A 13000-nucleotide genomic window follows, 5' to 3' on the forward strand; every position below is an offset into this window, starting at 1 on the left:
AGCGCCGCCAACCCGGAGTGGTCGGCGGGCCCCGCGCCGGGAACGTGCTCGGCGAGCCATACGGCGGCCGCCTCCGGCGTGGCCAGCGCGTCCTTCAGCCCGCCCCGCCCGGCCCTGAGCGTGCTCGCGAAGCGGAGCGCCAGCGGATCTTCCATCCCGTCATTCTAACGGGTATTACTCTCTCTTGGCGTTATGTTATAACGGGACAAGTAGCAAGATCCCGTTATAAGGAGCCTTGGATGATCACGCCCGTGGAGAACACACCGCTGCTCGACGAGGTCGGCGCCCGGATGGGCCGGGTGCCCAACATGACCAAGGTCATGGCGAACGCGCCGGTCGTCCTGTCGGGGTACCTCGGCCTGTCCGGGGCGCTGGACGGCGGGGCCCTGCCGAGGCCGACCAGAGAGCGGATCGCGCTGGCCGTCGGCGCGGCCAACGACTGCGGCTACTGCGTGGCCGCCCACACCTTCCTCGGCCGGCGGATCGCGAAGCTGAGCGCGGCGGAGGTCGAGGCGGCCAAGGCCGGGGGCTCGGCCGACGCGAAGGAGGACGCGGCGGTGGCGTTCGCGGTCGCGCTGATCGACGCGCGCGGCGCGGTCGATCCGGCGGCGGTGCTGGCGGCGGGCTGGACTGAGGAGCAGGTGCTGGAGATCGTCGCGATGGTGGCGCTGCAGACCCTCACCAACTACGTCAACAAGGTGGCGGGGACGGAGAACGACTGGCCGGTCCCGTAGGGAAAATCTGGCTTATGTCCTCTTTGTCTTCTTGGGGGGTTCCGCTGGGAGGGCAGCGAGCAGGCTCGCTGGTATGGGGCGACAACTGAGGACGGTTCTGACCGCGGCGGCCGTGACGCTCACCGCCGTCACCGGAGGGGGCGCGGCGCTGGCCGCACCGGGCGATCCGACGCCGACGCTGGCGCCGGGGACGACCGGGCCCGCCGTGACGTCCGGCTGGGAGAACGCCGCGAAGGTCGCGCTCACCCAGGCCGCGCTGAAGGCCCGCCAGCAGGGCTCGGCCGTCGCGCAGATCAGCACGGTGGCCGAGACCGGCGGCACCAAGGTCGTGCTGGAGGGCACCGTCCGCGCGACCTACCGGCCGAGCTTCGCCGCGTCCGCCGACTACACCAAGGTGACGGTCAACGGCCAGGAGGCGGGGCCCGTCAACGCGATCGTCGACGGCTCCGGGCTCTACGTCCGGACCCCGAACGCGCCGGGCGGCGGCTCCTGGATGAAGATCAGCAGTGATCAGATCGACGCCGCCTCCGGCATCGACTTCGCCGGACAGATCGGCCAGGCCGCCGACCCGTCCGTCGTCACCCGCACCCTCGCGGCCGCCAGTGGCATCAGGGCCGACGGCCGCGAGGGCGTCAACGGCGTCCAGACCACCCGGTACACCGGGCGGATCGCCGTGAAGGACGCGCTGGTCGCGCGGCTCGGCCAGCCCGGCGCCGACAAGGCGCTCAACCAGCTCGGCGACGCCGCAGATGACGTCATCGCCTTCACCGTCTGGATCGACGACGACGGGCTGGCCCGCAAGGTCACCACCAAGCAGACCGGCGAGGTGAACGCCACCTCCACCATGACGATCAGCGAGTACGGCGCCAACATCGTGATCACTCCGCCGCCCGCCGACCAGATCGGCCAGGGCCCTTCGACCGCGCCGATCGCCCCGCCGACGACCGCGCCCGCACCGACCGTCACCGAGACGGTCACGGTGAGCCCGTCGATGACGACGGTGGATCCCGGACGGGGCCCGGCGGCGCCGTTCAGTCCCGAGCCGGCGCCGTCGCTGCCCGGGCTTCCGCCGCCCACGTCGTGAGCATCCGGCGCAGCCTGGTCTTGGACCGCTCCCAGCGGCGGTCCAGGGCGGGCTGCTCGGCGGGGTGGATGAAGGCCAGCAGCCGCAGCCCGCGCACCGTCTCCAGCACCACGTAGAGGTCGTCGCGGATCTGCCGGTCGTCGGCGCGGTCACCGAGGAAGGTCCGGCAGAGCTCGACGAAGGTCCCGGTGACGGCCCGTTCGAACCCGGCGACCTGCACCCGCAGCTCCGGATCGGTGCGGGCCGCGATCCACAGCTCCATCGACGCCTCGAACAGGGTGCCCTGGTGGACCTCCCACACGAGGTCGAGGGCGGCGCCGATCCAGTCGTCGGAGGCGCGGAGCGCGGCCAGCCCGCTGGCCACGAACGCTTCGGCGCGCATCTGCGCGAGATGCTGGACGGCCGCCATGACCAGGTCGTTCTTGGTGGGGAAGTGGTGGACCTGCGCGCCGCGCGACACTCCGGCCCGCTCCACGACCCGGGTGGTGGTGGTGCCCTGATAGCCGTACTCGACCAGGCAGGCGACGGTGGAGTCGAGCAGGGCCCGCCGGGTGGTGGCGGTGCGCTCCTCCTGGGTACGGCGGGTCACGACCATCCGTCGAACATACAGGACGGCCTGTATCTAATTAGCTTGGGCGGCTAACTAGCTTGGGCGGCTAATAGATTGAACAGCATGACGACAGCACTGGTTCTGGGCGGCGGCGGCGTGGCGGGCATCGGCTGGGCGGCCGGGCTGATCACGGGATTGAAGGACGCAGGGGTCGATCTCACCACGGCCGACCTCATCGTGGGAACCTCGGCGGGCTCCGTGGTCGGCACGGTCGTCGCGCAGGGCGCGGATCTGACGGACCTGGTGGAGAAGGTCGCCGTGGCCGAGGCGGGCGTGGCCGCCGCGGTCGTCGACATGGAGAAGGTCCTGACCGCGTTCGCCCTCATGTACGACAAGAACCTCGCGCCCGTGGAGGCGCGGCGCAGGGTCGGCGCGCTCGCGCTGGAGGTCACCGGGAACGGCGAGCGGCTCGCGCAGATCGCCCACCGGCTGCCCAGCACCGACTGGCCCGCCCGCCCCCTGAAGATCACCGCGGTGGACGCCGAGGACGGCTCTTTCAAGATCTGGGACGCGGACTCCGGCGTGCCCCTGGAGCAGGCCGTCGCCTCGTCCTGCTGCGTGCCGTGCGTGTTCCCGCCCGTCGAGATCGACGGCCGCCGGTACATCGACGGTGGCGTCCACTCGATCTCCAACGCCCACCTCGCCGCGGGCGCCGACCGGGTCGTCGTGATCGAGCCGATGGCCCACCTCACACCCCGCGGCGTCCTGACCCGTGAACTCGCCCAGCTCGGCGAGGCGAAGGTCGCGACGGTCGGCCCCGACCGGGCCGCGATCGAGGTGTTCGGCGTCGACGTCCTCGACCCCTCGCTGTGGAAGCCGGCCTTCGCCGCCGGGCTCGCCCAGGCCCCCGCGTCGGTCGCGGCGGTCGGCGCCGTCTGGTCGTCGTGAGGGGATTGCCTGAGGGGATGGCCTGAGAGGATGGCAGGGTGAACCTCGCAGATCTGCTTCCGAAGGACGGCGACCCCGACAAGGCGTTCGAGGCGTTCGCCTCCTGGACGGAGGATCGGGGGATCGCCCTCTATCCGGCGCAGGAAGAGGCGCTGATGGAGCTGGTGACGGGCGCCAACGTGATCCTGGCGACCCCCACCGGCTCGGGGAAGTCGCTGGTCGCGGCCGGCGCCCACTTCGCCGCCCTCGCCCGTGACGAGTGCAGCTTCTACACCGCGCCGATCAAGGCCCTGGTGTCGGAGAAGTTCTTCGACCTGGTCGAGCAGTTCGGCAGCGAGAACGTCGGGATGATGACGGGCGACGCGTCCGTCAACCCGACCGCGCCGATCATCTGCTGCACCGCCGAAGTGCTGTCGGCGATCGCCCTCCAGGAAGGCGACCGGGCCGACATCGGGCTCGTCGTCATGGACGAGTTCCACTTCTACGCCGAGCCCGAGCGGGGCGTCGCCTGGCAGATCCCGATCCTGGAGATGCCGCAGGCCCAGTTCCTGCTGATGTCGGCGACCCTCGGCGACGTCGCCATGTTCGAGCAGGATCTGGCGCGGCGCACCGGCCGTCCCACCGCCGTGGTGCGGTCGGCGACGCGTCCGGTGCCGCTGGAGTACTCCTACAAGCTGACGCCGCTGCACGAGACCATCGAGCATCTGCTGATGGAGAACAAGGCGCCGATCTACATCGTGCACTTCACGCAGGTCGCGGCGATCGAACGCGCCCAGTCGCTGATGAGCATCAACGTCTGCTCCAAGGAGGAGAAGGCGCGGATCGCGGCGCTGATCGGCCGGTTCCGGTTCACCACGAAGTTCGGCAAGACCCTGGAACGGCTGGTCAGGCATGGGATCGGCGTGCACCACGCGGGGATGCTGCCCAAGTACCGGCGGCTGGTCGAACGGCTCGCCCAGGCCGGGCTACTGAAGATCATCTGCGGGACGGACACGCTCGGCGTCGGCGTCAACGTGCCGATCCGCACCGTGCTGTTCACCGCGCTCTCCAAGTACGACGGCCGCAGGGTGCGGCGGCTGCGCGCCCGCGAGTTCCACCAGATCGCCGGACGGGCCGGACGGGCCGGCTTCGACACCGTCGGGTACGTCGTCTGCCAGGCGCCCGACCACATCGTGGAGAACCACAAGGCCGTCCTCAAGGCGGGGGACGACGTCAAGAAGCTCCGCAAGGTCGTCAAGAAGAAGCCGCCGGAGGGGTTCGTCTCCTGGGACGAGGAGACCTTCACGCGGTTGCAGACGGCCGATCCCGAGCCGCTGCAGTCGCGGTTCGAGGTCTCCCACCACATGCTGCTGGCGGTGATCAGCCGGCCGGGCAACGCGTTCCAGGCCATGAAGAAGCTGCTCACCGACAACCACGAGGACAGGGCCGCGCAGCGCCGTCACATCTCCCGCGCCATCGCGATCTACCGGTCGCTGAAGGCCGGCGGGATCGTCGAGGAGCTCGTCGTCCCCGACGAGGACGGCCGGTGGGCGCGGATCACCGTCGACCTCCAGCAGGACTTCGCCCTCAATCAGCCGCTGTCGACGTTCGCGCTGGCCACCCTCGAACTCCTCGACCGGGAGTCCCTCGCCTACCCGCTCGACGTCGTCTCCGTCATCGAAGCGACCCTGGATGACCCGCGCCAGATCCTCGCCGCCCAGCTCAACAAGATCAAGGGCGAGGCCGTCGCCGAGATGAAGATGGACGGTATCGAATACGAGGAGCGGATGGAGCTCCTCCAGGAGATCGACTACGTCAAGCCGCTCGAAGACCTCCTCGACGGCGCCTACGAGATCTACGCGCGCGGCAACCCGTGGGTGGGTGACCATCCGCTCCGCCCGAAGAGCGTGGTCCGCGACATGTTCGAACGGGCCATGACGTTCTCCGAGTACGTCCAGTTCTACGAGCTGGCCCGGTCGGAGGGGATCGTGCTCCGCTATCTGGCGGGCGCGTACAAGGCGCTCGCCCAGACCGTCCCGGATTCCGCGAAGACCGACGAGCTCCAGGACCTCATCGAGTGGCTGGGCGAGCTCGTCCGCCAGGTCGACTCGTCGCTGCTCGACGAGTGGGAGCAGCTCGCCAACCCCACCGACGATCCGGACAAGGCCATCGAGGAGCGCACGACGGCCGTCACGGCGAACGTCCGCGCGTTCCGTGTCCTGGTCCGCAACGCCATGTTCCGCCATGTCGAGCTGGCCGCCCTCCGCCGCTACGACCTTCTCGCCGATCTCGACACCGGCTGGTCCCGCGACGACTGGGAGGACGCCCTCCTCGACTACTACGACGAGCACCCCGAGATCCTCACCGACCCCGACGCCCGTGGCCCGAAACTCCTCCAGATCACCGAGGAGCCAGGCGTCTGGCACGCCCGCCAAACCCTCCACGACCCCGAAGGCAACCACGACTGGTTCCTCACCGCCGACATCGACCTAGCCGCCTCCGACGAATCCGGCACCGCCATCCTCCACATCTCCAACCTCACCCGCCTCGACTGACAGTAAGGATGAGTTGAACGTGTTGGCCGGTCAGTGTGACTCCGTGATGGCCTCATGATCAGGGCCGTGGTGTTCGATGTCGGTGAGACGCTGCTCGATGACACCCGTGAGTGGGCGGCCTGGGCGAGCTGGCTCAGGGTTCCGCCGCATACCCTGTCGGCGCTCGTGGGCGCGGTAACGGCGCTCGGCAGGGACAACGCCGATGCTCTCCGACTTGTACGGCCAGGGTTGGACGTCGCGCAGGCGCGGCAGCAGCGTGAGGCCGAGGGTTCCCCTGAAGCCTACGACGAGAAGGACCTCTACCCGGATGCTCGCCCCGCGCTCACCGCCCTACGTGAACGGGGATTCTGGGTCGGCGTCGCGGGGAACCAGACGGCCCGTGCGGCGGAGATCCTCAGAGGATTCGAGCTACCGATCGACGCGATGGCCACCTCTGGCGAGTGGGGCGTTGCGAAGCCCGAACCGGAGTTCTTCGCCAAGGTCGTCGAGTGGTCCGGGTTTCCCGCTGAGGAGATCCTCTACGTCGGCGACCACAAGCAGAACGACCTCGCGGCGGCGCGGCTCGGCTTGCGGACCGCGCTCATCCGTCGCGGCCCCTGGGGATACCTGTGGGCCGACGATCCGGACACCAGGGCCGACTACCGCATCGAGAGTCTCCTCGATCTCGTTCCGCTGCTCGCCTCAACTTCGTAACTCGGCTTTCAGGGAGTGACCGAAGGAGTACATTCCGAGATGATTCACGATCGGAGTGCCCGATGTCCTCCCACCACGTAGGCGAACGCATCGCGGGGTTGCGCAAGGCACGCCGGCTGTCGCAGGCCACGCTCGCCGACGCCGCCCACATCTCGCTGAGTTCCCTGCGCAAGTTCGAGCAAGGACAGCGGAACCCCACCGATCAGATGGTCTTCGCTCTGGCGGATGCCCTAGACGTCGAGCCCGAACGTCTGACCGGGAGTCGTCGTGCGACCGACAGCAGAGTCCACGCGGCCATGCCCCGGATTCGCGCCGCGATCGACTGCCATGACGCTCCCGAAGACGGCCCCGTCCGACGTCTCCCCGATCTTCAGGACGCCGTCGCCACGGCTGCGAAGCGAAGGCTGTCCGCGCAGTACTCTGCCCTCGCGGAATCCATCCCCGAACTCGTGGTCGAACTCTCCCGGGCAACGCTGACGAGCGCCCCCGACGATCGAACCGAACTCGCCCACCTCCTCATCAGCGCGTTCCGCTCCGCCGACGCGGTGGCCTACAAGTTCGGCTACCACGATCTCTCCGGGCGGATCATCGAGCTGATGCGCTGGACTTCGGAATGTGTTGGCGATCCCGTTCTCGCCTCGACGGTGGCCTACGTCAGGACCGAGACGTTCTTCGCGAACAAGAACCTCGCGCCGGGGCTGCGGGCTCTGGAACGGGCGATCTCCGCCGCGCCGCCGGACGGCGTCGAGGGCGGTTCGGCGGCGCTCGGCGCTCTCCACATGCGCGCGGCCGTCGTCGCCGCGAGGCTCCAGCATGATCCCGATCTCGCGCTGGAACACATGGCCGAGGCCCGTCGCCTCGCGGAGGGCTTGCGTGAGGGTGTCTACGGAGGAACCGCCTTCGGACCAGCCTCCGTCCGGATACATGAGGTCGCCCTCGCCGTCGAGCTCGGCGACGGCGCCAGAGCCGTCCATGCCGCCGCAGACTGGGCACCTCCAGCCACATTGCCGTCAGAGCGCCGTTCCCACTTTTTCATCGATCTCGCTCGCGCTCAGCTCTGGCTCGGCCAGCGTGACGAGTCCCTTGCCTCGCTCCAAGCAGCACGGAAGATCGCTCCCCAGCACGTAAGGGAGCACCCACACGTCAAGGAGACGCTCGCGACGCTGCTGCGCCTCCACCTCGCGCCGGCCGAACAGCTCCTCGGGTTCGTTGAATGGTCGCGAGCACTCTGAACTGACACAGGCTGTGTCACCCGTGAACGTTGCAGCCGGTGAACATCAGTAACAACAGAAACGGATACGCGCCCTCGCAGGCCGTACGCGAGAAGTTGGTTCTGATGTCCGAATCCGATGAGCAGATCGTCGAAGCACAGCTGATCGCCGAGTTCGGCGACGAATGGAAGTTCAAGCGTGGACGCCGCAGCGACGGCGAGCCTGGGGACCTGATGTGCACCCGGCGCCGCCCCCTGAGCCGGGCCGAGGAGGACGCCGGTCTCTGCGTCACGCTGCCGATGGGCTACACGCAGAGCGTCGCGGACCTCGAGCGCCAGCTTCGCCAGCAGATCCAGCGCGCGAAGGTCCTGGACGAACGGATTGCGTGATGGCTGTGGCGGACGAGAGAGTCCCTGAAGTGATCGAAACCCTGCTGGGGATGCTCGCTGAGAGGCTGCGGGCGGCGGGCCTCGTGGTCGCCGTGGACGGGATGGCGTTGATCGCACGGAACGTCCGTGAGCCGGAGGGGGTGACACGTGCGGGGAAGGCGCTGCATCCCGGCCTCAACCAGGAAGTGCGCTGCCAGCGGCGGACATCGGGAGAACTGTGGTGGTTCTGGGCTTGGTCCGGCGCGATCCGTGGCGCTCCGCCGGAATTGGAGCCGCTGTGCCCTGCGGTGGAAGTCATGCGGGCGGCTGAGCGGATAGCGCATGTGCTGGCGGTGCCGCCGCTCTCGGAGTAGGGCGAGGCACTGGACGAGTTGGTCGTGCGCCGCTGACATTGCACGACACGAGAGGCCGGTCCGCGGATCTGAGTTCCCTGGACCGGCCTCTCGCCGTCGTTCGAAGCTGCTATTCGGTGAGCAGCCCCGCGCCCTGGTCGACGTCCTGCTGCTCTCCGGCGAACGAAGTCGCGTCGTCGAGTGCGTCCACGTCGTCACCGTCCTGGAAGACGGCCAGGACCGGTGTGACTGAGGTCGCCGACTGGACCGTTGGCCCGAACGCGCCCGAGGGAGCGGCCGCCGCGCCGACCTTGAACACGTAGTCCACGGTCTGCGTCTCCGTGGCTGGTCCGGTCTGCTGCTCGTCGGGATCGAGCAGCACGACCTCGTCGGTCGTGGTCGTGGTGAGCTCTATGCGGACCGTGACCGTCCCGGCGTTCTGGTCGTAGGTGACCAGACTGCCGCCGAGCGAGAAGGACGAGTCGACGCGAGTGACCCCGCTGTCGGACAGGTCCTGCTTCTCGGCGAGGAGACCGTCGGCAGCCACGTTCAGCGCATCCTTGAACAACGATCCCAGCGGGCTCGCGGCGAGCGCCGCCGCCAGGTCCGGGAAAGTGCCGTCCACCACACCCTGGCGGGCCGTAGTGAACTGCTCGACCGCGGTGACGAACTGCTGCGCCCCACCGGGGACGACCTTGGGCGTCACGACGGCAGACTGCACCCAGGGGCCGACGCCGAACTCCGTCTTCGCCCGGACCCGTACGCTGTACTGGCCATCGTTGGTGAGCCCGGGGAAGATCATGCTCAGATCCTCCGTGGTGTTCTGCGCCACCACGGAGCCCGAGCCGTTCAGCACCTCGACGTCGAAGCCCGTGCCGACGGTGTCGGCGCCCAGGTCCGTGGGTGGGCTCCAGGTTGCTAGTAGGCCGCCGTCCCCGGGACGGGCCTCGACCGCGCTGAGTTGCGCGGGCAGCCCAGCCGGGTCGTAGGTGACCGTCAGCGTGACCCCGCTCGCCGGATAGCCGAATGCCGTGCCCGGTGTGGCCCGCACTGCCAGCCCGAGGGCGGCGAGCGCGCTCGAAGAGGAGACCAGCGACGTCATGTCGATCGAGGACGGGGCGGCGGGCCCCGAGGTGATCGGCTCTGTCGAGAGGCCCTGCAGCACGTCGAGACCGGTAGGAGAAGCCGGGAAATCGTGGATCAGATCGTACAGCCCGACCTTGCGGTCCGCGCCGCAGGACTGGCCGCACGACGGGGTGCCGAGCGACAGGACCGCCGACTTCACCTTCGCTCCGGCCGGGATCGCCGAAAGGTCAAACTTCAGCCGGGAGACCGACTCCGCATCGTCCACGCCGCCCAGGGCCACGTTGGCGCCAGCGGTGAGCACGCACGGTGCGGCCGCGCACGCGGTCGCACCGACGACGGCCGATGCTGCGGGAATCTGTGCCGCGCCGATCACCAGTGTCTGCGTCTGCGTCTGCGGGCCCTGCCCGGGAGCGACGAACGTCTGCAGTTCGGAACGGGGCGCGCAGACCCCTTCGGCGCAGGCCTCCAGCTGCCACTTGTAGGTCTGGCCGGCGGTCAGCAACGCCGGGTCCACGCGCAGTCCCGCACGGGTGCCGCCGGCCGCCGTGGTTACGCCCAGTGGAGAAGCGCCGACCGCGCTACCCGCGTTGTCGAACATGTAGAACCGAGCCTCGATGTCTCGGTCCGATGCCCGGCTGACGACGCCGGAGAGCACCAGGCTCGTCGGATCGGCCACGCTGACGTCCAACTCGGCCGGAGTGACCGTGGCATCCACGGCGAACCGCACCCAGAAACCGTAGGCCGAGGCACCGCTGGCATCGGTGGCCTTGGCTCGGAACAGGTAAGTGCCGGGGCTGCGGAGCACGTCGGCCGGAACCGTCCAGGAGGCGTTCTGCCCAGCCGCGGCGGTAGCCGTGCCTGTGGCGATCGCGGTCGTGGTGCCCTCGAGTGCGATCTCGAAGGTGTAGGCGAGGTCGCCGCCGTCAGGATCGGTACTCTTGGCGGTAATGGTGGGAGTGGTGCTGGCCAGGACGCTCATCGCGTCGCCGTCGGACGCCAGCGGGGACGCCGACAGCACCGGAGCGGACGGGGCGACGCCGTAGTAGGCCATCGCGTCGATCGACACGGTGACCGCGCCGGTCGAGGCATTGGCGATGGTGACCTTGCCGTCGGTGCCGGGCCGGACGGTCACAGAGGACGTCGTAGGCTTGTTCGCGAGGTACGACACCGTCTGGTTGACGCCCGGAACAACCCCGTTCGGTACGACCCGCAGGATGCCGCCGACGGTGCTGGAGGCGGTGAGGCCCAGCATGACCGCACTGGTCGCCGCCGAGGTGGGCAGGCCGCCCTTGCCCAGCGGTGCGAACTGGTAGGAGCCGTTCGCCGGAATCGACACGTTCGTGTAGATCCGGGACTGGGAGACCGGGCGGAGCACGCCGCGGTTGGCCGCGGCCGGATTGACCGCGTAGTAGCCATGCACGTCGACCCAGACTGCCGTCGCACCGAAGCTCAAGTTGTGGATGTTGACGACACCGCCCGTGCCGACCTTCACGACGGTGTGCACCGTGGAGAAGGTGTTCGGGAGGTAGTCGATATCAGCGTCGCTCGGGTAACCGTCGCCGCCCGCGTACATCCGCAGGGTTCCGCTGTCGGCGGGGCTCTTGGTCGTCAACGTCACGGCGACCGCCTGGACGTCGGTCGCGGGAACGCCGCCCTGGCCGAGCGGGTGGAGCTCGAAGTTACCGCCCGGAGCGATGCTCTGGTTCGACAGGACGCGTGATGGGTTGAGGGGCACGAACGTGCCGCCGACCACAGCGGCGTCATCCCTGGTGAAGCCGTGGACGTCCAGATTGATCCGGACCACGTTGCCGCCGCGGTTGGTGACCTTGATCTTTCCGTCGGTCCCGATCCGGGTGACGAGGCTCGTACTGGAGTAGTTGTTCGGGTTGTAGGCCGCCGACGTGGCGGCGTGCTCGGCGGCGTCCGACGGATAGATCCGCAGCTCGCCGTTGTTGAACCAGTTGCCCTTCGCCTGGACGTTGAGCAGGACCGATTCAAGGTGTTCGGCAGGGAGCCCACCGACCCCGGTGACCGTCACGGTCTCGGTGGCGTTGGCCTGGATGAGCAGGCCGTTCACGAGTTGGACGCGCGTCGTCTGGAGCTGGCCAGGTGCCGCGCCAGCCGCGTCGGCGCTGGCACTGCCGCGCAGCGTGATGAAGGTGGCGAGCAGAAGGAGCAGGGCGATCGCCGCCGCGGTGGCCGTCTGGACGGACCTCCGCGGGACGGGGCCTCTGCGGGACATGCGTGACACGATGACTCCGGGAGGCCTAGTTGTAGTTGTAGTTGCCGTCGTAGTAAGGGCGGATCTTGTAGAACTTGTTCGTGCGGTTGCTGATCCCGGCCCAGCCGTACCATTCGCCGCTCTCGGCCCAGCGGATCTGGGCGGCGTCCGCGCCGACGTCGTCGGGCGCGATGGTCATGGCAGTCAGCCAGGTCGGTCCCCGGAAGTTGCCTATCGCCTTCACGGACTTGATCGACATCGACGGGATCACGCGGACGAGCTTGCCCCCCTTGACGCGGTAGGCGTTGTAGGTGGCCGAGGCCAGTAGTTCGTCGGGGTACCCGAACCGGGTCGCCAGATCATGTCCCTTGCCGGTGACGTCCGCCTTCGACTTGACCGTGCCCTTAGGGTTCTTCGTCCCCTCGACCGTGATCGAGATCAGCGCCTTGGAGCCCTCGCCGATGGCCCACAACTTCTTGGACTTCGGATGCCACTGAAGGCCGTGGACGTCCTTGAGGCTGATGCTGCTGGAAGGTCTGGTCTTCGACTTCCCGTCCTCGTAGCCATAGAAGTGGATCTTGTTTTCCTTGGTCGCGGCCACCGCGAGCACATTGCCTGGCAGTACCTCCATGGAGTGCGGATTGGTACTGCCCGAGATGCCCGGGTTCCATGCGTAGAACGACTTCGGCCCGACCCGGAAGATCCTGGCGGCTCCACCGGAGGCCGTGACCAGGAAGACCTTCTCGTTCCTGTAGATGCGGGGCTTGACCTCGTTGACGTTCGTAAAGCTCCCCCTGTCGTTGCCGAGCTGCAGGCTCCAGGACTCGTTCCCGCTGGAGCTGAAGACTCGGAGGTAGTTGAACTCGTCCTTAGGGTCCCGTTGATGAGGGCTCTGGTCCGCCCCGACGAAACCGTTGGCCCAGGCGAGCGCCGGGGAGCTGTGGACCGTCAGCACGGCCCAGCAGGTGGCGAGCGTCAGTACGACCGAGGCCGCCGCCGACACAGCCCTTCTCAAATGATCTTTAGGAGGCACAGGGGTGAACAATAGGCATCAATGATGATCTCCCACAAGATCCACTTATGTCGGACCGAGTGCTACGGTCCTGCCCATGAAGGCGCTCACCGTTGGGGCCGCTGTTGCGGCGGTTCTGCTCGCTTCCTCCTCCACCTCGGCGGTGGCGGAGGGCGTGGTCACTCGGCCGCGGATCATCAAGACGT

The 13000-nt window shown here is 68.4% G+C and carries 12 protein-coding genes; 8 read left to right on the forward strand and 4 right to left on the reverse strand.

The genetic code is table 11. The annotated features are described in order from the left end of the window. Positions 1 to 155 (reverse strand): ABATE domain-containing protein (locus tag ACYVE7_RS17675; protein WP_460365829.1); only part of this gene is annotated, 155 nt, incomplete at its 3' end. A gap of 84 nt (positions 156 to 239) precedes the next feature. On the opposite strand from ACYVE7_RS17675, the gene ACYVE7_RS17680 reads away from it, so the two are divergent. Both ACYVE7_RS17680 and ACYVE7_RS17685 read left to right on the forward strand, forming a co-directional pair. Then, a complete protein-coding gene (locus tag ACYVE7_RS17680; protein WP_460365816.1) occupies positions 240 to 734 on the forward strand; it encodes a carboxymuconolactone decarboxylase family protein in 495 nt (164 codons plus the stop codon). A gap of 73 nt (positions 735 to 807) precedes the next feature. After that, positions 808 to 1818 (forward strand): LolA-like protein, encoded by a 1011-nt coding sequence (locus ACYVE7_RS17685; RefSeq protein ID WP_460365817.1) that lies wholly within the window; start codon positions 808 to 810, stop codon positions 1816 to 1818. Here ACYVE7_RS17685 and ACYVE7_RS17690 read toward each other — a convergent pair. Continuing rightward, on the reverse strand, positions 1766 to 2413 hold the full coding sequence (locus tag ACYVE7_RS17690; RefSeq protein WP_460365818.1) for a TetR/AcrR family transcriptional regulator: 648 nt from the start codon (positions 2411 to 2413) through the stop codon (positions 1766 to 1768). The genes ACYVE7_RS17685 and ACYVE7_RS17690 overlap by 53 nt on opposite strands. Before the next feature lie 78 nt (positions 2414 to 2491). Between ACYVE7_RS17690 and ACYVE7_RS17695 the strand changes: the two genes are divergently transcribed. From ACYVE7_RS17695 to ACYVE7_RS17720, 6 genes are all read left to right on the forward strand, one after another. Beyond that, entirely contained in the window at positions 2492 to 3316 is an 825-nt protein-coding gene (locus ACYVE7_RS17695) for a patatin-like phospholipase family protein (protein WP_460365819.1), read from the forward strand. Positions 3317 to 3354: 38 nt separating this feature from the next. Beyond that, positions 3355 to 5850 carry a DEAD/DEAH box helicase gene (locus ACYVE7_RS17700; protein WP_460365820.1) on the forward strand — a complete coding sequence of 832 codons (2496 nt, stop codon included), beginning with the start codon at positions 3355 to 3357 and terminating at the stop codon, positions 5848 to 5850. Positions 5851 to 5916: 66 nt separating this feature from the next. Next, a complete protein-coding gene (locus ACYVE7_RS17705; protein WP_460365822.1) occupies positions 5917 to 6543 on the forward strand; it encodes an HAD family hydrolase in 627 nt (208 codons plus the stop codon). Between the two features lie 62 nt (positions 6544 to 6605). Next, positions 6606 to 7775: a helix-turn-helix domain-containing protein gene (locus tag ACYVE7_RS17710; RefSeq protein WP_460365823.1), complete on the forward strand. Its 1170-nt coding sequence runs from the start codon at positions 6606 to 6608 to the stop codon at positions 7773 to 7775. Positions 7776 to 7813: 38 nt separating this feature from the next. Continuing rightward, positions 7814 to 8143, forward strand: a complete 330-nt coding sequence (locus ACYVE7_RS17715; RefSeq protein WP_460365825.1) for a hypothetical protein — start codon at positions 7814 to 7816, stop codon at positions 8141 to 8143. A gap of 29 nt (positions 8144 to 8172) precedes the next feature. Further along, positions 8173 to 8496, forward strand: a complete 324-nt coding sequence (locus ACYVE7_RS17720) for a hypothetical protein (protein ID WP_460365826.1) — start codon at positions 8173 to 8175, stop codon at positions 8494 to 8496. 109 nt (positions 8497 to 8605) lie between these two features. Here the strand turns inward: ACYVE7_RS17720 and ACYVE7_RS17725 are convergent, their stop codons facing one another. Continuing rightward, positions 8606 to 11803 carry a fibronectin type III domain-containing protein gene (locus tag ACYVE7_RS17725; RefSeq protein WP_460365827.1) on the reverse strand — a complete coding sequence of 1066 codons (3198 nt, stop codon included), beginning with the start codon at positions 11801 to 11803 and terminating at the stop codon, positions 8606 to 8608. A gap of 25 nt (positions 11804 to 11828) precedes the next feature. Beyond that, entirely contained in the window at positions 11829 to 12785 is a 957-nt protein-coding gene (locus ACYVE7_RS17730; RefSeq protein WP_460365828.1) for a DUF6528 family protein, read from the reverse strand. Positions 12786 to 13000 lie beyond the last annotated feature (215 nt).

The sequence above is a fragment of the Actinocorallia lasiicapitis genome (assembly GCF_054778695.1).